The following is a 24,758-nucleotide window of genomic DNA, read 5'->3' as shown; positions in this document are numbered from 1 at the left end:
TCCGGGCATGCCTGTGCCTCGCCGCCCGGGCGTGGGTTTCGGGCGGCGAGGCACAGGGAGCGGCCGGCTCCCGACGGGGGAACCGGTGCCGGCCGCAAGAGCGACTCTCCCGCAGGGACCTCGGACGCGGCTACAGCCGCGGCGCAGCAGCGGTGGTGGTAGGGGCGGCGGTAGTGGCGGCGGCGGTGCTTTCGGGGTCAGCCCCGGTCGAGAAGGCCTGCCACCGTCGTCAGGAAGCCTTCGTCGAGCATCGTGGAGACCGCGGTGTCGCGCGAGGAGCCCAGGCCGGTGTCGTGGCAGGCGACGCTGACCAGGTAGCGGCCGAGCACCGGGTACGTGCCGAACGCCCACTCGCCGCGGGCCGCGGGTGTGCCGTCCGGGGCGAGCAGGCCCGCGTCGCCCGCGCTACGGGTCGCGAAGCCGAACTCGGAGAACCCGAGCCGCAGTCCCTGGCCGAGCGCCTTGGTGTAGGCCTCCTTCAGGGTCCACAGCCGCAGCATGGCCGCGGGCTGCTCCGCCTCGGGCAGCACCGCGAGTTCGGCCTTCTCCAAAGCGGTGCACACCTGGTCCTGGAGGAGGTGGAAGGAGAGCTTGCGGTCGGCGGGCTCGGTGTCGATGCCGATCCTGCCGGTGCGACTGATGCCGACGGCGATCAGGTCGTCGGTGTGGGTCAGGCTGACGTCGATCTGGTCGAAGCCGCGCAGGTACGGACGGCCCCCGATCCTGTACGCGAGGTCCAGGTCGGCGGGGTCGATGCCGAGCGCGGCCGCCGCCGTGTACTTGACGGCCAGCCGGGATGCGACGAAGCGGTAGCGGATCGTCGGGTCGGTGGTCTGCCGGTAGCGCAGCCAGTCCCGGCCGAGCAGCGGTCTCAGTGCGGGTTCCGCGAGCGCCGCGGTGAGCCACTCGCCCCAGGTGGTGAACACCGAGGCGTTCCCGCGCAGGGCCATGCCCTCCTCCACCTCCTTCCAGGGACCGGCCGGCCCGGTGACGTGGACCGGCGTGGTGATGCGCTGCGCGTCGTCCGTCATCGGGCTGTCCTTCCCTGGTGCCGGCGGTGCCGGCGGTGCTGTTCGGGGTGCGCGGGATGCAGGGGCGCATGGGGTGCCGCGGCGGTGCGCGGCGGCTGGGTCACTGCGCGAGTTCCGTCGCGTCGAGGTCACAGCTACGGCCCGTGCGGTAGCGGCGCATCAGCTCCTCGAGCACCAGCTCGAGGCAGCCGTCGGGAAGTTCGGGCACCGGGATGCCGAGCCGGCCACCGATCCGGGAGAGGGCGAGCACCGCCCAGGCCGGGGCGGCCAGGAAGGGATCGCCGCCGTCCTGGCCCTCCCAGGTACCGAGTACCGAGGCCGCCGCGAGGACCAGCGCGTAGCGGTCGCTGAGCACGCACAGGGCCGGGTCGGACAGGGCGGCGGCGGTGCCGTGGGCGGGGATGGCCCGGCAGCGTTCGCGCAGCGCGCGCAGTTCGGTGACGAAGCCTTCGGCGAGATCGGCGAGGACGGCCAGCTGGCCCCCGACGCCGCGTACCTCGGCCAGCCGCGCGGCGGACTCGACGAGCGACGCGGCGAGGAAGTCGCCGCCGTCGGCGATGCCGAGGAGCCGGTAGTCGAGGGCGGGCAGGGCGGCCCCGGTGCGGAACAGCTCGGGCGGCGGCTCCTGCTCGCGGAACCACGCACGCTCGGCGAGGGTGCGCAGTTGGGGGACGATCACGGCCTGGCAGGAGGCGGTGCCCGCGTGCCCGAGACCGGCGACGGGCAGATCGCGCGCGAGCTTGTCGAGGGCGCCGTATTCGGGGGTGCCGCGCTGGTAGCCGCGGGAGCCGAGGACGCCGGCGAGTTCCTCGAGGTTCTCCCGGAGCAGGTCGGGGACCACGTACTTGACGGCGGCGGCGAGCACATGGGTGCGGTCGGGCAGCAGGCTCAGGGCGCGCAGGGCGACGGAGGCCATGCTGTCGCAGGCGAGCATGTCGGCGAAGACTCCGGCGAGCGGCTTGTGCCAGCGGCGGGCCAGGGGGCGGCTGCGGCCGGTGGTGGCGGCCCGTACGGCGGAGTGCAGGACGGTGTCGACAGCGGCGACGGCCGTCGAGGCGATGATGCAGCGGTTGACCTGGTACGTGCGCAGGGCAAGGGCCACTCCTTCGCCGGGGCGGCCGACGAGCGCGTCGCCGGGGACGGCGCAATCGGTGAACTCGAGCCCGGAGAACAGGCCGCCGCGCATGCCGGTGGTGGGGACCCGCGGCAGGTGGCTGATGCCGCGGGTGAGTTCGGCCGGGTCCACGAGCAGCACGGAGTGGCTGTACGGGGTGCGGGCCCGGTCGGTGCGCGCGTAGACGACATACGCCTGGGAGCGGGCGGCGTTGATGATGACGTCCTTGCGGCCGTTGAGCTCGAAGCCGCCGCCCGGTGCGGCGTCGGCGGTGAACTCGTCGCGCAGGATGTCGTTCGCGTGCGCCAGCTCGTGGTGGACGATCGAGGCGCGGCCGCCGCCGAGCAGCAGGTCGGCGGTGGACCTGCGCTGCGCCGCGGTGCCCGCCGCCCATACGGCGGAGGTGGCGAAGAGCGAGGTGATGCCGAAGCCGAAGCCGAGGGCGAGGTCCCGGCGGAAGACGGGGCGCAGCACCTTGGCCAGGTGGTCGGCTCGGGTGAGCCGGCCGCCGTACTCGGCGGGCACGAACTCGGCGGCGAGCCCGCTCTCGGTGAGCAGTGCCTCGGTGGCCTCCGGCGGCTCGCGCCGCTCGTCGGCGGCGAAGAGGGCGCCCAGGCCGTGCGGGTTGGCGGGGTCGTACGGGTCGCCGAGCCGCTCTTCGAGCCGGGCCGCGCGACGTAGCGGCGCGGTGGCCTCGGCGTATCCGGTGACGGTGTCCGCTTGGATCTCGGTGGTGGCCATGGTGGCGGAATCAGCTCCTTCGTCGCGGGACTCGCCGTTGCTGGTGGCCCGGGGCTGGTCCGTCCGTGTGCACGGGTGTCCAGCGTCACGGGGAACGCTCGACAGTCGCTCGAGCCCTCCTACAGCCGGACACGTGAGGTGCCGGAAGCCGCCCGAGCGGCTTCCGGCAGTGGTGCCCGGGTCGTACGGGGTCGGGCGGCAAGGCCGGCGCCCACGTCCGGCGCGAGGCGGACGGGTTTCTGCGACAACCCTCAGGGCGCCATGGTCTCCGCGAAGACCCTGGGCCAGGCGATCGGGTGGCCGTGCTCGTGGAGGCGGTCCAGGGAGGTCAGCACGGAGTGCATTTCGCTGCCGGGGGTGGTGTCGCGCGCGTCGGGCCCGCAGGGGTGGGTGCGGTGGAATCCGGCGGCTTCGAGGGCGCTGCGCGCGGCCGCGGGTGAGGGGGTCGCACGGGCCTGGCGCAGGAAGTGCTCGGGGGTGAGGGTTCGCTCACGGGCGCGGGGACCGAGCGGATCGCCGGTCGTCGTGCAGATCAGGGTGCGGGTGGGTGCGCCGATGCGGCAGCCCTTGGCCACCCGGAGGAACCGTCTCTCGGAGGCGGCGCGGACCCTGTGCGGTGCGTCGCCGGGGGCGAGCCGTCCGCGGGCGGCCACCAGGCGCGCCGCGTCGTCCAGGTCGAGCACGCCGGCCGTGTGGGCGGCGGAGATCTCGCCCGCCGCGTGTCCCGCCACGGCGTGGGCCTCCATGCCCCAGGCCTCCCACACGCGGAACAGGGCGACCTGGTAGGCGAACAGGGCGGGCTGGGCGAACTCGGCGTCCCGGATCAGGGCGGCGTCCACCCCGTCCCGGGGGGCGAACACGACGGCGGCCAGCGGCAAGGGGAGCCAGACGTCCAGAGCCTCGGCGACCTCGTTCCACGCCGCGGCGAAGGCGCGGCAGGTGCCGTAGAGGTCCCGGCCGAGGCCGGGACGCAGCGGGCCGTGAGCGGTGAACAGGACGGCCTGGCCCACCGCTCCGCCCGTCGGTGCACCGGGCGCGGGCCCGGCCCGGTCGGCCGGACGTGGAGCGTAGGGGGCGCGTTCCACGGTTCTCGGCGGCGCGGAACCCGGCCATGCGACCCGGACGTCCGAGGGGCGCTCATCGGACACCGGGCGCCGCCCCCACGGTCTCGTGCCGGTCCTTCGGGGCAGGGAACGCGTCGGTGTCACCCTGCGCGGTGGGCTGGTCGACGAAGGTCGCCATGGTCGCTCTCCTCGGTTCTGCTCGGGGTGTGGGGCAGCGGGGTGGGGCTACCGGAAGGCTGTCGAGGGGTGGCGACTGATGTGACACCCTGCGCGGCGGGGCTCGAGGAATCTTCGAAGGTCACTCGAGGCCCGCCTCAGGAACCGCACGGGCCGGCGGACCGGAGCGTGCCGCGCCCGCACGGCCGGAACGGGAGGCCGCTCCGATTCGCGCGCCGGTCCGAGGTTTTTCGATAACCGGCAGAAAGGGGTCCGTGGTCCGCCGAAACCCGGCGGGCCGGACCCCCGTCCGTAAGGGCCGCGATATCCGGCCAACTCGCGGCGGATCGGGTGTGAAGGCCCGTCCCCCTATGCCCGGGTAGACGAGTTTGCCCGGCTAAGGGACACCTAAGGGGTGTGCCGAAAGGGCAACCCCAGAGTGCCGTTGCCGTCATGGATCTGGGCCGCATTCCGTAATAGCTTGAGATGCGCTCGATCGGCTGCAGAGCCGACGACGGCCGAACACCCGCCGGTCAGGAAGTCCCAGGTGACCGCGTCACTCCCCGGGTGACCACTGGGAACCGGCACTGGAGGTATCTGTGCGTGTTCGACCGGTGCCGGGGCTCAGTGTCGCCGTCGATGAGAACGGGCGCATGGAAGTCCTGACGGAATCCGCGGACGGGACGGAGCGGTTCTACTGCGGTCCCGTGGGAACCGCCATGTGGATCGTGCTGCGCCAGCACGACGGAGACGTGGCGGCGGCGGCCAACGTCTTGGCCGGACTGTGGGACACCGCTCCCGCCAATGCTCTGGCCGACCTCGAGATCTGGGTCGACGAAATGCGCGATGCGGGACTCGTCCGCAGCGAACCCGGTCCCTGAATCCCACCCCCTATCCCTCCACGCCCGGTCGCCCGCCCTCGGGGTGCTCCGTCATGGCTCGACCACCCCTGTAGGCGGCTCCTCCACTGTGGTGCAAGTTAGGGGTGGACCTTTCGCTACGGGGGCGAGTATGTCGTTGGTGGGTCGAGCATCGGTGATCGCAATTTTGGACACGGCTCTCGCGGACTGCATGTCCGGCGAGTCCCGCATCGTACTGATCGAGGGCGCTACGGGATCCGGCAAGAGCACGCTCCTCGACACCGTCGCCGAGCGGGCGTCCGCCGCCGGCGCCGTCGTGCTGGGCGCGGTCGCCTCGCCCCCCGAGCAGCAGGTGCCGCTGAGCGTCCTGGGACAGCTCGTCAACGGCGCACAGGCCTTCACGTCTCCGGAGTCCGCCGCGGGCTCCCCCGCGCCGTCGCGCGTCGGGGCGATGCAGTCGTTCTGCGCGGAGCTGCGCGCGCTGAGCGCGGTCAGCCCCGTGGTGCTCTGCGTCGACGACGTGCAGCACGCGGACGAGGAGTCCCTGCGGTACCTGCAGTACGTGGCCCGGCACGCCCGCTCGGCTCCGGTGCTGATGGTCGTCACCGCCACACCGCACGCCGAGGCCCAGGACCCGGTGTTCACCACGGAGCTGATGCGGCAGCCGCACTTCCGGCGGATCAGGCTGGGTCTGCTGTCGCCGGCCGAGGTGGGCGCCGTACTCGGCGGGCAGCACGGTGCAGGGCGGCCGCGGGCGGAGCTCGCGGCGGACCTGCACCGGATCAGTGGCGGGAACCCGCTGTTGCTGCGCGCCCTGCTGCAAGAGCTCGAAGAATTCCAGGAACAGCACGGACAGCAGGCGCGGCACGAGCAGTACGAGCAGCACGAGCAGCACGAGCGCCGTCAGGACGACGGAGCACCAGCGGCCGACGCCGGCGCGGAGCTGCCGCTGTCTCCCGCGCCCGGCGGCCCGTTCGCCGAGGCCGTGGCCACCTGCCTGCACCGCACCGGGCCGACCGCGACCGGGCTGGCCCGCGCCGTCGCGCTGCTCGGCGAACTCGCCTCGACGCAGCGGATCACCCGGCTGCTCGGCGTCGGCTCCTCTTCCGCTCAGCGGGGCCTGGCCGCCCTGGAGGCGGCGGGCATCCTCGACGGCGTCCGCTTCCGGCACGTCGGCGCGCAGGCCGCGGTCCTCGACGGCACCGATCCCGGCACGAAGGCGGACCTGCACCGCCGGGCCGCCGCGGTCCTGCGCAAGGACGGCAGTCCGGCGACGGCGGTGGCCGGGCATCTGCTCGCCGCCTCGGCCGACGGGGCGCCGTGGTCCGGCGGCGCCGCGGACATCGAGGTGCTGCGCGACGCCGCCGAGGACCTCCTCGCACAGAACGACGCGCGCCAGGCCCTGCGGCTGCTGGAGCTGGCCCACGAGGCCGGTGCCGACAGCCCGTTGCGGAGCGCCATCCGGATCCGGCGCGCGCAGATCACCACACGCTACGACCCCGCGGCCGCCGAGCGGCAGGTCGGCGCACTTCTCGACGAGATGCACTCGGGCCGGCTGGGCGCCGAGCACGTGCAGCAGCTGGCCGGGCTGCTGCTCGCCCAGGGCCGCTTGCCCGATGCCGCGCACCTGCTGAAGGGACCGGAGGGGACGGGGGCCGATCCGGGGACGTCCCCCCTCGACACGATGCTGGACACCGGTGTCGCCGCCAGCGAGCGACTGCTGCAGTCGGCGCGGCTGACCGATGCCACCATGGCCCCGCTCTCCCAGGCGCTGCGCTCCCTGATCGCCTCCGAGCACCCCGAGCGGGCCGTGCCGTGGAGCCGGAAGCTGATGGAGGAGGCGAACCGCTGCCAGGCCCCCGGCTGGAGCGCGGTCTTCACCACCCTGCACGCGGAGTCGCTGCTGCGGCTGGGCGATCTGCGCGGTGCCCACACCCATGCCTCCCTGGCACTGGAGCTGCTGCCGGAGAAGAGCGGCGGTACCTTCCACTGTGCGCCGACCGCGGTACTGATCCGCGCCTGCAGCGGCATGGGCCGCTACGCGGAGGCTTCCCGGTATGCGGACCAGCAGGTTCCGCAGCGGTTCCTGACGAGTCTGTACGGACTCGGATACCTGCGGGCGCGCGGTCTGCATCAGCTGGCGGTCAATCAGCCGCACGCGGCACTGGCCGACTTCCTGGAGATCGGCAGGATCTTGGAGGGCTGGGGGGCCGACCGGCCCGCCCATCTGCCGTGGCGTACGGACGCCGCCGAGGCTCTGCTGCTCCTGGGCAAGCCGCGCCAGGCCGAGCAGTTCGTGCTCCAGCAGCTCTCGCTGCCCGATGCGCGGCGGCCCTCGGTACGGGGTGTGTCCCTGAGGTTGCGGGCGCTGACCGGTGACCCGAAGCAGCGGATGTCGACGCTCAGCCAGTCGATCGACGAGCTGCACCGCTCCGGGGACCGGATGGAGACCGCCCGGTCCATGGCGGAACTGGGCCGGGCCCTGGAGGCGGACGGTTCGCCCGCCAAGGGCAGCTCGATGATTCGTACGGCGTGGAACCTGGCCAAGGAGTGCGAGGCCATGACGCTGTGCAAGGAGATCCTGCCCGACGCGCCTCTCGCGGCCCCGGCCCGTGACCGGGCACCGGCCGGTTCGGGCGGCTTGGTCGGTTCGGTCGGTTCGGGCGGCACGAGCACCGAGACGAAGCTGAGCAGTTCCGAGCAGCGCGTCGCCACGCTGGCGGCCCAGGGCCTCACGAACCGGGAGATCTCGGCGAAGCTCTACCTCACGGTGAGCACGGTCGAACAGCACCTGACGCGCGTCTACCGCAAGCTGCAGATCAGGTGCCGCGGAGACCTTCCGCTGGACCTGGAGCTGGGCAGCCGGGTCACCGTCTGACCGGACGGTGGACCGAACGACGAACGCCCCGCGGCGGTGAGGCCTTGACCTCACCGCCGCGGGGCGTTCACCGTTCCTGCTCCGGTCAGGAGCCGGTCGCCAGGGCCGCGCGGACCAGGGCGTCGACGTCCATGTCCTGAATGGCTGCCGTGGCGTCGTCCACGGCGGCGGTCTCGGTCGCCGCCGGCTGCGGGCTGCCCGCCGCGGGTCCGGCGAGCTTCAGCAGCGCATCGAGCAGACCGGACGATCGCAGCGCGGCCGGCTCGATGGACTGGAGCGCGCGCCGGATGGTGTCGTCGTCGGCGTCGGCCCCGGGAGCGGGCTCGAGTCCGGGTGCCAGCTCCTCCAGGAGGAACGCCGCCAGCGACACCGGGTTCGGGTAGTCGAACATCAACGTCGCCGGAAGCCGCACCTCGACCGCCTTCTGCAGACGATTGCGCAACTCGATCGCACCCAGCGAATCCAGCCCCAGCTCCGTGAAACCACGCTCACCCGGAACCGCGGCCACATCACTGTGACCCAGCACCGTCGCCGCATGACCCCTCACCAACTGCACCAGATACCGCTCACGCTCCACACCCGACATCCCGGCAAGGCTGCGTTCGATCTCGGTGCCGTGGGTCTGGGCGGGGGCCTGGGCCCGGACCTGCTCCTGGGCGATGCGCTCGAGTCCGGGTGCCAGCTCCTCCAAGAGGAACGCCGCCAGCGACACCGGGTTCGGGTAGTCGAACATCAACGTCGCCGGAAGCCGCACCTCGACCGCCTTCTGCAGACGATTGCGCAACTCGATCGCACCCAGCGAATCCAGCCCCAGCTCCGTGAAACCACGCTCACCCGGAACCGCGGCCACATCACTGTGACCCAGCACCGTCGCCGCATGACCCCTCACCAACTGCACCAGATACCGCTCACGCTCCACACCCGACATCCCGGCGAGCCTGAGCTCGACCTCGGTGCCCTCCGGCTGCGCGGCGGCGGGTGCCGTCGGTGCGGTGCCGGGGCGCCCCGCCGGACGGCGGCCCATCAGGCCGCGCAGCAGCGCGGGAACCTCGTCCGTACGCGACCTCAGGACGGCCCGGTCCAGGCGGACCGGTACGAGAACGGGGTCGGCGGACCGCAGCGCCTCGTCGAACAGGGCGACGCCCTCGGCGAAGGACAGCTCGAACACTCCGGAACGGCTCATCCGCTGGAGGTCGGCCTCGTTGAGGTCCAGTCCATCGCCGGCCGTGCCGGCCCACAGGCCCCAGGCCAGTGAGGTGGCGGTCAGGCCCGCGGCCCGCCGGTGGGCGGCCAGTGCGTCGAGGAAGACGTTGGCCGCCGCGTAGGTGGCCTGGCCCGCGGCCAGCACCTGGCCGCCGACCGACGAGTAGAGGACGAACGCGGACAGGTCCAGGTCCCGTGTGAGTTCGTGCAGGTGCCAGGCCGCGTCGGCCTTGGGCCGCAGCACCCGGTCGACTTGCTCCGGGGTCACCGCCCCGACCAGGGCGTTGTCCAGGACGCCGGCTGCGTGCACCACGCCCCGCAGCGGGTGCGCGGCGGGGATGTCGGCGAGCAGCGCGGCGAGCGCGTCCCGGTCGGACACGTCGACGGCGGCGATCCGTACGTCGGCCCCCGACCGGGCGAGCTCCTCCCGCAGTTCGCGGGCGCCCGGGGCGTCCGGGCCGCGCCGGCTGGTCAGCACCAGGTGACGCACGCCCCGCTCGGCCACCAGGTGGCGGGCGAGGACCGCACCCAGGACACCGGTACCGCCGGTGATCAGGACGGTGCCGTCCGCGTCCCACGGGGACGCGGCGCCCTCGCCGGTGACGGTCACCGGCGTGTAGCGCGGTACGAAGGCCTTGCCGTGGCGCAGAGCGAGCTCGGTCTCGCCGGTGGCGACGGCCGAGGACAGCGCCCGTACGGACTCCTCGTCCCCGTCGATGTCGATGACGGTGAAGCAGCCGGGGTTCTCGGCCTGGGCGGCGCGCACCACACCCCAGAGCGGGGCCTGTACGCAGTCGACGGCATCGCCCACCGGGTCGGTGACGACGGCGCCGCGGGTCACCACCACCAGCTGGGCGTCGGCGAAGCGGGCCTCGTTCCGCCATGCGGCGAGGGTGGTGAGGAGCCGGGCGGTGGCGGCCCTGGCCTGCCCGGGGATGTCCTCGTGGGCCGGGCTCGGCGCCGCGGTGCCCGCGAGGAGGTCCGGTACGTGGAGCAGGACCGTCGACGGCACCCGGCCCGCGGCGGCGAGCGCCGCGAGGTCGGCGACCGAGCGGTGACCCGGCAGTCCTTCGCCGACGACGACGCAGTCCCGCGCGGACCCGACGGACACCGGCTCCCACTCGATGCGGAAGACGGAGGCCTCGCGGCTGCCGGTGCCGGACAGCTGCCCGGCGGACATCTCCCGCTGAACCAGGCGTTCGACGGTGGCGACCGGGGCCCCGGTCGGGTCGGTGATGCGCAGGGACAGGGTGTCGGGGGCCGGTGTGGTGAGCCGGATCCGCAGCATGGCGGCGCCGGTGCTGTGGAGCGCGACGTTGTTCCAGGCGAAGGGGAGGGTGGTCCGCCCGGCGTCCTCGCGGTCCTTGCGCAGGATCTGGTCGCCGTGCAGGGCCGCGTCCAGCAGCGCCGGGTGCACTCCGAAGAGCGCGGCGTCGGCCTGGGCCTGTTCGGGCAGGGCGATCTCGGCGAAGAGTTCGTCGCCGCCGCGCCAGGCGGCCTTGAGGCCCTGGAAGACGGGGCCGTAGTACAGGCCGGCCGCAGCGAGCTCGTCGTAGAGTCCGCTGATGTCGACCGGCCGGGCCCCGGCCGGCGGCCAGGCCTCGAGGTCGAGTGCGGCGGGCGCCGCGTGCGGGGCGAGGACGCCGCCCGCGTTGCGGATCCACTCCGTGTCGCCGCCCTGCGGCTCCTCGGTGCGCGAGTAGACGGACACGCTGCGCCGACCGGCCGCGTCGGCGGTGCCGACGACGACCTGGACGGCCACGCCGCCCGTTTCCGGCAGCGTCAGCGGCGCCTCCTGCGTGAGCTCCTCGAGCAGGGTGCTGCCGGTCTCGCGGCCGGCGCGGAGCACCATGTCGACGTACGCCGTGCCGGGCAGCAGCACGGAGCCGAGCACCGTGTGGTCGGCCAGCCATGGCTGCGCGTCGAGGGAGATCCGGCCGGTGAGGACCACTCCGTCGTGCTCCGGGGAGACGACGACCGCGCTGAGCAGGGGGTGCCCGGCGGCGAGCTGACCGAGGCCGCTCGCATCGGTGACTGCGGCGGGCGAATCGAGCCAGTACCGCTTGCGTTCGAAGGCGTACGTCGGCAGGGCGACGCGGTGGGCTCCGGTGCCGGCGAAGTACGCGTCCCAGTCGACGCGTACGCCCGAGGTGTGCAGCGCGGCCAGGGCGGTGACCAGGGTCCGGGGCTCGCCGCGGTCCTTGCGTGCGGTGGGCACCAGGACGGTGTCGTCATCGTCGAGGATCTGCCGGGCCAGGCCGGTCAGGACACCGTCGGGTCCGAGCTCCAGGAAGCGGGTGGCGCCCTGTGTGGCGAGGGTCCGTACGGCGTCGGTGAAGCGGACGGCCGCGCGGACCTGGCGCACCCAGTACTCGGGGGTCTGCCATTCGGTGGCCTGCTCCCCCGTGACCGTGGAAACCGCGTAGATCTTCGGCGCCCGGAAGGTCAGACCCTCCGCGACCGTGCGGAACTCCTCGAGCATCGGCTCCATCAGAGGCGAGTGGAACGCGTGCGACACCTTCAGACGGCTGGTCTTGCGACCCTCGGCGGCGAAGTGCTCGCCGATGGCCAGCGCCGCGGCCTCGTCACCGGAAACCACCACGGACGACGGCCCGTTCACGGCGGCGATCGAGACCAGATCGGTCAGGTGCGGGAGGACTTCTTCCTCCGTCGCCTGGATCGCGACCATCGCACCACCCGACGGCAACGCCTGCATCAAACGACCACGAGCCACCACCAGACGGGCCGCATCCCCCAGCGTCAGGACCCCCGATACGTGGGCCGCCGCCAGCTCACCGATCGAGTGACCGGCCAGCACGTCGGGACGCACTCCCCAGCCCTCGAGCAGCCGGAAGAGAGCGACCTCAATGGCAAACAGCGAGGGCTGGGCGAACTCGGTCCGGTTCAGCGCATCCGCGTCCTCACCCCACACCACCTCACGCAACGGACGCGACAGATGCCCGTCGAGCTCAGCGACAACCGCATCGAACGCCTCAGCGAACACCGGGAACGCGGCGTACAGCTCACGCCCCATACCGATCCGCTGCGCACCCTGACCCGTGAACAAGAACGCGGTGAGTCCCGCTGACCGGGCCGCGTCGGCGGATCCGTCGGCCGGTTCCTCGCCCGCCGCGAGGGCGGCGAGGGACCGCAGGACGGCTTCCGGGTCGTCGGGGGCGGCGACCAGCACCGCGCGGTGCTCGAGCGTGGCACGGGTGGTGGCGAGGGAGAACGCCAGGTCGGTGAGGTCCGTCCCGGGCGCGCCCAGCAAGTGGGCGTGGAGCCGGTCCGCCTGCCGGGTGAGGGCCTCGGGGCCGGTCGCGGACAGCAGCAGCGGTACGACGGCCGGGGCGGAAGTGCGCTCGGCCGGACGGGCCGGGGCCGGCGCCTCCTCCACGATCAGGTGGGCGTTGGTGCCGCTGATGCCGAAGGAGGACACGGCGGCGCGGCGCGGGCGGCCGCGCTCGGGCCAGGCGCGGGCCTCGGTGAGCAGTTCGACGTTGCCGCCGTCCCATTCGACCTCGGGCGAGGGCCGGTCGACGTGCAGGGTCTGCGGCATGACGCCGTTGCGGATCGCCATGACGGACTTGATGACGCCGCTGACGCCCGCCGCCGCCTGGGCGTGGCCGATGTTGGACTTGATGGAGCCGAGCCATACCGGGTCGTCGCCGCCGCGGCCCTGACCGTACGTGGCCAGCAGTGCCTGGGCCTCGATCGGGTCGCCGAGGCGGGTGCCGGTGCCGTGGCCCTCGACCATGTCGACGTCGGCCGTGGTCAGCCCGGACGCCTCCAGGGCGCGCTGGATGACACGCTGCTGGGAGGGGCCGTTGGGGGCGGTGAGGCCGTTGCTCGCACCGTCTTGGTTGATGGCGGTACCGCGGATGACGGCGAGGACCTCGTGGCCGAGACGCTGGGCGTCGGAGAGCCGCTCGACGAGGAGCACACCGACGCCTTCGGACCAGCCGGTGCCGTTCGCCGCCGCCGAGAAGGCGCGGCAGCGGCCGTCGGCGGAGAGCCCGTACTGCTGGCTGAACTCGACGAAGACCTCGGGGGTGGAGAGCACGGTGACACCGCCCGCGAGGGCCATGCCGACCTCGCCGCGCCGCAGTGCCTGGCAGGCCATGTGCAGGGCGACCAGCGACGAGGAGCAGGCCGTGTCGACACTGACCGCGGGGCCCTCGAGACCGAGGGTGTAGGCCACGCGGCCGGTGAGGATGGAGGCCGCGGTGCCGTTGCCGAGGTAGCCGGCGATGTCGTCGGAGACGTTGTGCAGGCGGGTGCCGTAGTCGTGGTACATCACACCGGCGTAGACACCGGTCTGGGTGCCGCGCATGCTCGACGCGTCGATCCCGGCGTGCTCGATGGCCTCCCAGGAGGCTTCGAGGAGCAGGCGCTGCTGCGGGTCCATCGCGAGGGCTTCGCGCGGACTGATCCCGAAGAAGCCCGGGTCGAACTCGGCGGCGTCGTAGACGAATCCGCCGTCGCGGGCATACGTCTTGCCGGGGGTGGCCGGCTCGGGGTCGTAGACGTCTCCCCATCCTCGGTCGGCGGGGAAGCCCGCGATGGCGTCGCGGCCCTCGGCCAGCAGGTCCCACAGGTCTTCGGGGGAGCGCACGCCGCCGGGGTAGCGGCAGCTGATGCCGATGATGGCGATCGGCTCGTCGTCCGAAACGGCCACCGGGGCCGTGGCTTCGGCCGCCGGCTGCTTGGCCTGCGCGCCTCCGAGCCGGTCGTCGATGAACTCGGCGACGGCGCGCGTGGAGGGGTAGTCGAAGACCAGGGTGACGGGCAGGCGCAGTCCGGTGGCCGCGTTGAGCGCGTTGCGCAGCTCGACGGCGGCCAGCGAGTCGAACCCGAGTTCCTTGAAGGCCCGGTCGGCGCCGACGGCGGCTGCGGAGGCGTGTCCGAGGACGGTCGCCGCATGGCCCGCCACCAGGTCGAGCAGGGTACGGGTGCGTTCGGCGGAGGTCAGTCCGGCGAGGCGGTGGGCGAAGTCGCCGCCGCTCTGTGCGGCGCCGGCGACCGCGCGCCGCTGGGCGGGCCGTGCCGTGCCGCGCAGCAGCGGCGGGATCTCGCCGCGGGCGTGCAGCGCGGCGGGGACGACCCGCAGCGGGGCGAGCAGGGCGTGCCGGGTGCGCAGTGCCTCGTCGAACAGGGCCAGGCCCCGGTCGGTGGGTATCGCCGGCAGGCCGCTGCGCTCCGCCTTCTCCAGGTCGGCGTCGGTGAGGTCCCCGCCGAGTCCGGTGTTGACCGCCCAGAGGCCGAAGGCGAGGGAGGTGGCGGGGAGTCCGGCGGCGCGGCGGTGCGCGGCGAGGGCGTCGAGGAAGACGTTGGCCGCCGCGTAGTTGCCCTGTCCGGCGGGGAGGACGAGGCCGCCCGCCGAGGAGTAGAGCGCGAAGACGGTGAGCCGCTCGGCGTCCTTGGTCAGTTCGTGCAGGTGCCAGGCGGCGTCGGCCTTCGGGCGCAGCACGGTGTCGATGCCGTCGGGGCCGAGGGCGCCGATGAGGCCCGGCGCGACCACGCCCGCGGCGTGCACGATGCCGGTCAGGGGCCGGTCGGCGGGGATGTCGGCGAGCAGCGCGGCGAGCGCGTCCCGGTCGGACACGTCGACGGCGGCGATCCGTACGTCGGCCCCCGACCGGGCGAGCTCCGCCCGCAGTTCGCGGGCGCCCGGGGCGTCCGGGCCGCGCCGGCTGGTCAGCACCAGGTGACGCACACCCTGCTCGGCCACCAAGTGGCGGGCGACGATGGCGCCGAGGCCGCCGGTCCCGCCGGTGATCAGGACGGTGCCGTCGGTGTCCCAGGGCGCGGGGGCGTCCGGGACGAGGGCGGGCACGAGCCTGGGGGTCAGGAAGCGGCCTTCGCGCAGGGCGAGTTCGGGCTCACCGAGGCTCGCGGCGAGGAGGAGAGCGCTGTCCGGGTCCGCGGAACCGTCGGTGTCGAGGAGGACGATGCGGCCGGGGTTCTCGGCCTGGGCGGCGCGGACCAGACCCCATACCGGGGCTTGGGCGAGATCGGGCGCGGTGTCCTCGGTCGTGGTGACCGCGTCCTGGGTCCGCACGACCAGGGTGGACGTCTCGGAGCGCGGGTCGGCGAGCCAGGCCTGGAGGAGGCCGAGGACCCGGGCGGTCGTGGTGCGGACCGCCTCCGGCACTTCGCCGTCGGGGGTGGTGACCGGCGCGATCACGGTACGGGGCAGCTCGGCGAGTCCGCCCAGGGCGGCGAACGCGTCGGCGGTGCCCTCGGTGAGCTGCTGGTACGAGGAGGGCTCCGGGTTCGCGGAGGCCGCGACCGGGGTCCACTCCAGGCGGCGCAGGTCCTCGGAGAGGGTGCCGTCGGCGGGTTCCAGTTGCTCGGCGGAGACCGGGCGGCAGATCAGCGAGGTCACGCTGAGCACGGGGGCGCCGCTCTCGTCGGCGACGAACAGGGCCGATTCCTCGGCTCCGCGGATGCGTCGGATGTAGACGCGCAGGGCTGCGGCGCCCGAGGCGTGCAGCGAGACTCCGCTCCACGCGAACGGCAGCAGGGCCTCGGTGCCGCCCTCGCCCTGGTCGACGAGGACGTCGGCGTGCATCGCGGTGTCGAGCAGGACCGGGTGCAGTCCGTAGCGGGGGGCTTCGGCGCGCACGCCCTCGGGGAGGGCGACCTCGGCGAAGAGCTCGTCGCCGCGCCGCCAGGCTGCCCGCATGCCCTGGAAGGCGGGCCCGTAGCCGTAGCCGCGCTCGTTGAGCCGTTCGTAGGCGCCGGTGACGTCGACGGGTGTGGCGCCGGGCGGCGGCCACTGAGTGAGGTCGGGTGCCTCCAGCCGGGCGGTGCCGGTGGCGAGGAAGCCGGTGGCGTGCCGGGTCCACTGCTGTCCCGCGGCGTCATCGCGGCGCGAGTGGATGGTCAGCGGGCGGCGGCCCGTGTCGTCGGCGGCGCCGGCGACGACCCTCAGAGTGGCGGCGCCGTGCTGCGGCAGCACCAGCGGTGCTTCGAGGGTGAGTTCCTCGAGGAGGTCGCAGCCGACCTGGTCGCCGAGGCGTACGGCCAGCTCGACGAAGCCGGTGCCGGGGAGGAGCACGTTCCCGTGGACCTCGTGGTCGGCGACCCAGGCCTGGGCCGTGGCGGACAGCCGGCCGGTCAGGACGACGGATCCGTCCTGCGGGGACTCGACGGCCGCCGTCAGTACGGGGTGGTCGACGGCGTCGAGGCCCGCGGAGGTGACGTCGCCGGTGGCGGCCGTCACGTCGAGCCAGTACCGGTCGCGCTGGAAGGCGTACGTGGGCAGGTCGGCGCGGGCGTCGCCGGCGCCGCCGAGCACGGCGGGCCAGCCGACGGTGACGCCGCGCGCCCAGGCGGTGCCGATGCCGGACAGCAGCTCGCGCTGCTGGTCGCGGTCACGGCGCTGCAGAGCGATGAACGCGGTGTTCTCGTGGGTGGCGCAGCCCTGGCCGAGCGCGGTCAGGACGGCGTCGGGGCCCAGCTCGACGAACGTACGGGCGCCCGCGGCTTCGGCCTGGCGTACGGCGTCGGTGAAGCGGACGGCCGCGCGGACCTGGCGCACCCAGTACTCGGGGGTCTGCCAGTCGGTGGCCTGCTCCCCCGTGACCGTGGAAACCGCGTAGATCTTCGGCTGCTGGAAGGTCAGGCTCTCCGCGACCGTGCGGAACTCCTCGAGCATCGGCTCCATCAACGGCGAGTGGAACGCGTGCGACACCTTCAGACGGCTGGTCTTGCGACCCTCCGAGGCGAAGTACTCGCCGATCGCCAGCGCCGCGGCCTCATCGCCGGAAACCACCACGGACGACGGCCCGTTGACCGCGGCGATCGAGACCAGATCGGTCAGGTGCGGGAGGACTTCCTCCTCCGTCGCCTGGATCGCGACCATCGCACCACCCGACGGCAACGCCTGCATCAGACGACCACGCGCCACCACCAGACGGGCCGCATCCCCCAGAGACAGGACCCCCGCCACGTGGGCCGCGGCCAGCTCACCGATCGAGTGACCGGCCAGCACGTCGGGACGCACTCCCCAGCCCTCGAGCAGCCGGAACAGAGCGACCTCCAACGCGAACAGCGAGGGCTGGGCGAACTCGGTCCGGTTCAGCGCATCCGCGTCCTCACCCCACACCACCTCACGCAACGGACGCGACAGATGCCCGTCGAGCTCAGTGACCACCGCATCGAAGGCCTCCGCGAACACCGGGAACGCGGCGTACAGCTCACGCCCCATACCGATCCGCTGCGCACCCTGACCCGTGAACAAGAACGCGGTCTTGCCGTCCTGGACGGCCGTGGCGCCGGTGAGGAGCTCCAGCGAGCGGGCGAGGTCGGCGCGGTCGGCGCCGACGGCGACGGCGCGGTGCTCCAGTGCCGCTCGCGTGGTGGCGAGGGCGCGGGCGGCGGCGGGCAGCCCGCCGTCGGGAAGGGTGTCGAGGAAGGCGGCCAGGCGGTCGGCCTGGGCGCGCAGTGCCTGCGGTGTGGTGCCGGAGATCAGCAGGGGGACGATGCCGGGGCGGTTCGTCTCCTCGGCGGGCTCGGCGGCTTCGTCCGCGGGCGCCTGTTCGACGATGACGTGTGCGTTGGTGCCGCTGATGCCGAACGAGGAGACACCGGCGCGGCGCGGGCGGCCGTCGGCGGTCCAGGGACGGGCCTCGGTGAGGAGCTCGACACGGCCCGCGTCCCAGTCGACCTGGTCGGACGGGGTCTCGGCGTACAGGGTGTGCGGCATGACGCCGTTGTGCATCGCCATCACCATTTTGATGATGCCCGCGACGCCGGCGGCGGCCTGGGTGTGGCCGAGGTTGGACTTGATCGAGCCGAGCCAGAGCGGCTCCCCCGACTCGGGGCGGTGCTGTCCGTACGTCTCCAGCAGCGCCTGGGCCTCGATGGGGTCGCCGAGACGGGTGCCGGTGCCGTGGCCCTCGACGACGTCGATGTCGGCGGCGGCCAGGCCGGCGTCGGCGAGCGCCTGCTCGATGACCCGCTGCTGGGCGGGGCCGTTGGGGGCGGTCAGGCCGTTGCTCGCACCGTCCTGGTTGACGGCTGCGCCCTTGACCACGGCGAGGACCTGGTGGCCGTTGCGGCGGGCGTCGGAGAGCCGCTCCAGGACGAGCAGTCCCGCGCCTTCGCCCCAGCCGGTGCCGTCGGCACCGATGCCGTAGGACTTGCAGCGGCCGTCGGCGGCGAGGCCCCGCTGGCGGGCCATGTCGGTGAAGGTGTCCGGGGTGGACATGACGGTCACACCGCCGGCCAGGGCCAGGGTGCATTCGCCGCGGCGCAGCGACTGCAGGGCCCAGTGCAGGGCCACCAGCGAGGAGGAGCAGGCGGTGTCGACGCTGACGGCGGGGCCCTCGAGGCCGAGGGTGTAGGCGACGCGGCCGGAGACGACGCTCGCGAGGCTGCCGTTGCCGTGGTAGGCCGCGACGTCCTCGGGCAGCGGGCCGAGACGCAGGCCCCAGTCGTGGTACATGACGCCGGCGAACACGCCGGTGCGGCTGCCCTTGACCGAGTGCGGGTCGATGCCGGAGCGCTCGAAGGCCTCCCAGGCGACTTCGAGGAGGAGCCGCTGCTGCGGGTCCATGGCCTGGGCCTCGCGCGGGCTGATCCCGAAGAAGGCCGGGTCGAACTCGGCGGCGTCGTAGAGGAATCCGCCGTCGGTGGAGTACGTCCTGCCGGGCTTGCCGATCTCCGGGTCGTACAGGTCGGTGGCCCAGCCGCGGTCGGTGGGGAACGGGCCGATGGCGTCGCTGCCGTCGGCGACGAACTGCCACAGCTCCTGCGGCGAGGTGATCCCGCCCGGGTAGCGGCAGGCCATGCCGACGATGACGATCGGGTCGTCGTCGGTGTCCGCGGTGCGCACCACGGGGGTGGCGACGGCCCGGGCCGTCTGCGCGGCCGAGCCGGGCAGCTTCGAGACGAGGTAGTCGGCGAGCGCGGCCGCGTTCGGGTAGTCGAAGGTGAGGGTGGGGCTCAGGCGCAGGCCGGTGGCGGCGGAGAGCCGGTTGCGCAGTTCCACCGCGGCCAGCGAGTCGAAGCCGGTCTCGTTGAAGGCCCGCTGGGGGGCGATGTCGTCGGCGCCGTCGTAGCCGAGCACGCCCGCGGCTTCGGTGCGTACCAGGCGCAGCACCGTCTCGGTGCGGGCGCTGTCGTCGAGTCCGGCGAGCTGCTCGGCGAGCGGGGAGCGGCCGCCCGCCGCGGCCGCGGAGGTCGCCGCGGCCGTCTTGCGTGCGGGGCGGCGCACGAGTGCGCGCAGCAGGGTCGGGATGTCGTCGCCGCGTTCGCGGACGGCGCGGTGGTTGACGCGTACGGGGACGACGGCCGGGTCCGCGCCGGTCAGTGCCTTGTCGAGCCGTTCCAGGTTCTCGTCGAAGGTCAGCGAGTCGAGGCCGAGCCGCTTGATGCGGGTGAGGGCCGCCTCGTCGAGACCGGCGCCCATCCCGGCGTCTCCGGCCCACAGACCCCAGGCGAGGGAGGTGGAGACCAGGCCGTCGGCGGCGCGCCGCACGGAGAGGGCGTCGAGGAACAGGTTGGCGGCGGCGTAGTTGGCCTGGCCGGCGCCGTCGAGGATGGTCGAGGCGGAGGAGAAGAGGACGAACGCCTTCAGGTCGTGGCCGCGGGTGAGTTCGTGCAGGTTCCAGGCGGCGTCGACCTTGGGCCGCATGACGGTGTCCACGCGGTCGGGGGTGAGCGAGCCGACGAGGCCGTCGTCGATGACGCCGGCGGCGTGCACGACGGAGGTCAGTGGGTGTTCGGCCGGGACGGAGGCGAGGAGCGCGGAGAGGGCGTCGCGGTCGGACATGTCGACGGCCGCGATCCGGACGTCCGCGCCCGACTCCTCGAGTTCGGTGAGGAGTTCGGCGGCGCCGGGAGCGTCGAGGCCCCGGCGGCTGGTGAGGACGAGGTGGCGTACGCCGTGCTCGGTGACGAGCTTGCGGGCGAGGGCGGCGCCCGCGCCGCCGGTGCCGCCGGTGACGAGGACGGTGCCGGTCTCGTCCCAGGGGAGCGCGGCGGGGGTCCCGGGCTCGGGCACGGCCGCGAGCCGCGGGACGTACACCCGGCCGTCGCGGAGGGCGAACTCGGGTTCTCCGGTGGCGAGGGCCGCGGTCAGCGCGGCCTCGGAGGCCTCGGTTCCGTCGAGGTCGGCGAGGACGAAGCGGCCGGGGTTCTCGGCTTCGGCGGACCGGACGAGACCCCAGACGGGTGCTTGGCCGAGGTCGGCGGTGGTGCCGTCGGCCCAGGTGCCGCGACGGGTGACGACGACGAGCCGGGAGTCGGCGGTGCGCTCGTCGGCGAGCCAGCGGCGTACGGCGTCCAGGGCGTCGGCGGTGACGGCCCGGACGGCGGTGGGGACGTCGCCGCCGGGGGTCTGCGGGACGCGGTGCTGGACGAGGCCGGGCACGGGGGCGTCCGCGGCCAGGCCGGCGAACGCGACGAGTGCGGTGTCCGCGGCGGTCCGGGGCTCCACGGCCGTGGCGAGCGGGTTCCACTGCACGCTGAGCAGCGGGTCGCGCCGGGCGCTCTCCAGCTGGTCGCCGGTGACGGCGCGCAGCAGCAGGGAGTCGACGGTGGCGACGGGTGCGCCCGCGGAGTCGGCGAGGGCGACGGCGAGTTCGTCCCCGTCGGCGGTGATCCTCACCCGGACGGCGGTCGCACCGGTGGCGTGCAGGGTGACGCCGCTCCAGGAGAACGGGATCCGGACAGCGGTGGAGGCCTCGTCGGGGAGGCCGAGCTCGGCGGGGTGGAGCGCGGCGTCGAGCAGTGCCGGGTGCAGGCCGAAGGCGGCGGCGTCGGCGCGGGCTCCTTCGGGCAGGGCGATCTCGGCGAAGACCTCGCCGTCGCGACGCCAGGCGGCGCGTACGCCGTGGAAGGAGGGCCCGTAGCCGTAGCCCTGGCCGGTCATGTCGGCGTAGAGGGTGCTGACGTCGAGGGGCTGGGCGTCGGCCGGGGGCCAGGCGCCGGCGAGGGCGCTGTGGGCGTCGGCGCGGGCGGCGGCGGCCGTCGCCGGGGCGAGGGTGCCGGTGGCGTGGCACACCCAGGCGTCGTCGCCTTCGGCGTCTTCGGGTCGCGCGTAGCAGTCGACGGTGCGGCGGCCGGAGGCGTCCGCGGGGCCGACGACGACCTGGAGGACGGTGGCGGTGGCGTCGGGCAGGACGAGCGGCGCCTGGAGGATGAGTTCCTCCAGCAGCTCGCAGCCGGTCTCGGTGCCCGCTCGGACGGCGAGTTCGACGAAGGCGGTACCGGGGAGCAGCGTGGTGCCGGAGATGACGTGGTCGGCGAGCCAGCCGTGGGTGCGCAGGGACACGCGGCCGGTGAGGACGGTGCCGGCGCCGCCGGCGAGGCCGACGACGGATCCGAGCAGCGGGTGCTGCGCGGCGAGCTGGCCGAGGCCGGCCGGGTCGGCGCCGTCCTGGGTGTCCGTCAGCCAGTAGCGGCGGGTCTGGAACGCGTAGGTGGGCAGGTCCACGCGGGCTTCGGCGCGGTCCGCGTAGAAGGCGGTCCAGTCGAGGGCGGCGCCCCGGGCGTGCGCGAGGGCGACGGTGGAGAGGGTCTGGCGGATCTCGTCCTTGCCCCCGCGCAGCAGGGCCGCGAACTCGCTGTCGTCGGCGGCGGAGTCCGGCAGGCAGTGCTGGCCGAGTGCGCTGAGGACGGCGTCGGGGCCCAGCTCGAGGTAGGTGCGGACGCCGCCGACCCGGGCGAGCCAGTCGATGCCGTCGGCGAACCGCACGGCCTCGCGGACGTGGCGCACCCAGTGGTCGGGGGAGGTGAGTTCGGCGGTGGTGGCGAGGCGGCCGGTGAGGGTGGAGACGATGGGGATGCGCGGAGAGGAGTACGTCAGGACGGAGGCGACCCGGCGGAATTCCTCGAGCATCGGTTCCATCAGCGGCGAGTGGAACGCGTGCGACACCTTCAGGCGGCTGGTCTTGCGGCCCTCGGCGGCGAAGTGCTCGCCGATGGCCAGCGCCGCGGCCTCGTCACCGGAGACCACCACGGAGGACGGCCCGTTGACGGCGGCGATGCCCACCTGGTCCGTGAGGAGCGGCAGAACCTCTTCCTCGGTGGCCTGGACGGCGACCATGGCGCCGCCGGCCGGGAGGTCCTGCATGAGGCAGCCCCGGGCGGCCACCAGGGTGGCGGCGTCCGCCAGGTCGAGCACGCCGGCGACGTGGGCCGCGGCTATCTCGCCGATGGAGTGGCCCGCGAGGAAGTCGGGCGTGAGGCCCCAGGACTCCAGGAGCCGGAAGAGCGCGACCTCGACGGCGAACAGCGCGGGCTGCGCGTAGCGGGTCTGGTTGAGGAGGGCGGCCTCGGCGGAGCCCTCCTCGGCGAACAGCACGTCCCACAGGGAGACGTCGAGCTGGAGGTCGAGGTGCCCGATGGCTGCGGCGAGGGCGTCGCCGTAGGCGGGGAAAGCGTCGTAGAGGCGGGTCCCCATGGCGATGCGCTGGCTGCCCTGGCCGGTGAACAGGAAGGCGAGGCGGCCGGTGTGGGCGGTGCCCGTGCGGACGTCGGGAGACGTCGCACCGGCGGCGACGGCGCGCAGGGCCTCGAGGAGGCCGTCGCGGTCCTCGGCGAGGACCACCGCGCGGTGTCCGAGGGCGGCCCGGGTGGTGCCGAGGGAGTGTCCGACGGCGGCCGGGTCGAGGTCGGGGGCGGCGGTCAGGAAGTCGGCGAGGCGGGCGGCCTGGGCGCCGAGGGCGGCGGGCGAGCTGCCGGAGACGGCGAGCAGGGCGGGGAGCCGCGGTTGCTCGGCGGCGTCCTGGGCGGCGGTGGCCCCGGCGGCGGCCTCTTGGGCGGCCTCCCGGTTCGAGCCGGGGGCGGCGGCCGGGTCGGACTGCTGCTCCGCGCCGTCCCGAGGCGCCTCTTCGATGATCAGGTGGGCGTTGGTGCCGCTGATGCCGAAGCCGGACACACCGGCTCGCCGGGGGCGCTCGGTGTCCGCGGGCCACGGTACGGGCTCGGTGAGCAGGCGTACGGTGCCGGCCGACCAGTCGACGTTCGGGGTCGGTTCGTCGACGTGCAGGGTGGCCGGCAGGATGCCGTGCCGCAGTGCCATCACGACCTTGGCGATGCCGGCGACGCCGGCGGCGGCCTGGGTGTGGCCGATGTTGGACTTCACGGAGCCCAGCCACAGCGGCTTGTCGGCTTCGCGGCCCTTGCCGTAGGTGGCGATGAGCGAGGCGGCCTCGATGGGGTCGCCGAGGGCGGTGCCGGTGCCGTGGGCCTCCACGGCGTCGACCTCGCCGGCGGTGAGTCCGGCGTCGGCGAGGGCCTGCAGGACGACCCGCTGCTGTGCGGTGCCGCTGGGGGCCGTGAGGCCGTTGCTCGCGCCGTCCTGGTTGATGGCGGTGCCGCGGACCAGGGCGAGGACGGGGTGGCCGTTGCGGCGGGCGTCGGAGAGCCGCTCGACGAGGATCAGTCCGGCGCCCTCCGCGAAGGTGGTGCCGTCGGCTCCGGCCGCGAAGGCCTTGGTCAGGCCGTCGGGGGCCAGTCCGCGCTGCCTGCTGAACTCGGTGAACAGGCCGGGGGTGCTCATGACGGTGATACCGCCGGCCAGGGCCAGGGTGCATTCGCCGCGGCGCAGTGACTGCACGGCGAGGTGCAGGGCGACCAGCGAGGAGGAGCAGGCGGTGTCGATGGTGAGGGCGGGGCCCTCTAGGCCGAGCGCGTACGCGATCCGGCCGGAGGCGACGCTGAGGGCGCCGCCAGTGATGAGGTAGCCGGCCAGCGCCTCGGGGGCGTGCTTGACCCGGGTGCCGTACTCGGTGGCGCCGGCGCCGACGAAGACACCGGTGCGGCTGCCGCGCAGGCTGGTGGGGTCGATGCCACTGCGCTCGAGGGTCTCCCAGGCGGTCTCCAGCAGCAGGCGCTGCTGCGGGTCCATGGCGAGGGCCTCGCGCGGCGCTATGCCGAAGAATTCGGCGTCGAACTCGGGTGCGTCGTGCAGGAATCCGCCGATGCGCGTGGAGACGGTGCCGAGCGCCTCGGGGTTCTCGTCGAACAGCGCGTCGAGGTCCCAGCCGCGGTCGTCGGGGAACGGGCCGACACTGGTCCCGCCGGCGCTGACCAGCTCCCACAGCTCTTCGGGGCTGCGCAGGCCGCCGGGGAAGCGCCCGCCGAGGCCGACGATGGCGATGGGGTCCTCGTCGTCGTTCCTGAGCGGTGCCTCGATGATGAGGGGGCCCGCGTCGGCGCCGAGCAGTTCGGCGCGCAGGTGCGCGGCAAGCAGCTCGGGGCTGGGGTGGTCGAAGGCGGCGGTCACCGGCAGGCGCAGGCCGGTCGCGGCGTTGATCCGGGCGTGCAGCTCGACCAGGCCGATGGAGTCGAGACCGAGCCCCTTGAAGGGCCTGGCCGTCTCCGTCACCGCCTCGGTGTCGGGACGGGTCGTGCGGCGCAGCACGTCCAGGGTCTGTGCGCACACCAGGTCGAGCAGGAGGCGGCCCTGCTCGGTTTCGGGCAGGCCGGCCAACTGGCCCGCAAGTACGGCCCCGGGACGGGCCTCGTCGCCGTTCAGGTGATCAGCGTCAGGAACGAAGCCCGCGGACATCTGCACGCTCCAAGCTCGGTGTCATTTTGTATCGGGGCCGACTCGGACCCAAGGTCATCGCACGGTAATTGCGAGAGAAAGCCGCAGGACACCCCTAACCCCGCCGGGCATGCCCCTGATCAGTGCGGGCAGGGCGGGGGTGGATGCGCCGTATTTCGGCGCGGCCCGGAACTCGGGTTACC

6 protein-coding genes are annotated in these 24,758 nt (G+C 73.9%); 2 read left to right on the top strand and 4 right to left on the bottom strand.

Features of this window, described 5'->3' with window-relative positions; all coding sequences use genetic code 11:
- Positions 1–197: 197 nt before the first annotated feature.
- The 3 genes from ACFYYB_RS36525 to ACFYYB_RS36515 all read right to left on the bottom strand — a co-directional run bounded on the left by ACFYYB_RS36525 (position 198) and on the right by ACFYYB_RS36515 (position 3,896).
- Positions 198–1,031, bottom strand: a complete 834-nt coding sequence (locus tag ACFYYB_RS36525; RefSeq protein WP_389441767.1) for a 4'-phosphopantetheinyl transferase family protein — start codon at positions 1,029–1,031, stop codon at positions 198–200.
- Positions 1,032–1,131: 100 nt separating this feature from the next.
- Entirely contained in the window at positions 1,132–2,886 is a 1,755-nt protein-coding gene (locus ACFYYB_RS36520; RefSeq protein WP_389441765.1) for an acyl-CoA dehydrogenase, read from the bottom strand.
- A 251-nt stretch (positions 2,887–3,137) separates the two neighbouring features.
- Positions 3,138–3,896 (bottom strand): acyltransferase domain-containing protein, encoded by a 759-nt coding sequence (locus tag ACFYYB_RS36515; protein ID WP_389441762.1) that lies wholly within the window; start codon positions 3,894–3,896, stop codon positions 3,138–3,140.
- An 863-nt stretch (positions 3,897–4,759) separates the two neighbouring features.
- On the opposite strand from ACFYYB_RS36515, the gene ACFYYB_RS36510 reads away from it, so the two are divergent.
- Both ACFYYB_RS36510 and ACFYYB_RS36505 read left to right on the top strand, forming a co-directional pair.
- On the top strand, positions 4,760–4,987 hold the full coding sequence (locus tag ACFYYB_RS36510) for a PqqD family protein (protein WP_389441760.1): 228 nt from the start codon (positions 4,760–4,762) through the stop codon (positions 4,985–4,987).
- On the top strand, positions 4,911–7,844 hold the full coding sequence (locus tag ACFYYB_RS36505; RefSeq protein ID WP_389441757.1) for a BREX system ATP-binding domain-containing protein: 2,934 nt from the start codon (positions 4,911–4,913) through the stop codon (positions 7,842–7,844). The genes ACFYYB_RS36510 and ACFYYB_RS36505 overlap by 77 nt, the downstream gene beginning before the upstream one ends.
- 85 nt (positions 7,845–7,929) lie before the next feature.
- Here the strand turns inward: ACFYYB_RS36505 and ACFYYB_RS36500 are convergent, their stop codons facing one another.
- Positions 7,930–24,576, bottom strand: coding sequence for an SDR family NAD(P)-dependent oxidoreductase (locus ACFYYB_RS36500; RefSeq protein WP_389441754.1), 16,647 nt, complete (start codon positions 24,574–24,576; stop codon positions 7,930–7,932).
- Between the last annotated feature and the right edge of the window lie 182 nt (positions 24,577–24,758).

Origin of the sequence: Streptomyces sp. NPDC002886, from assembly GCF_042888445.1 — a bacterium.
GTDB lineage: Bacteria > Actinomycetota > Actinomycetes > Streptomycetales > Streptomycetaceae > Streptomyces.
This window is presented reverse-complemented; position numbering and strand designations above follow the sequence as displayed.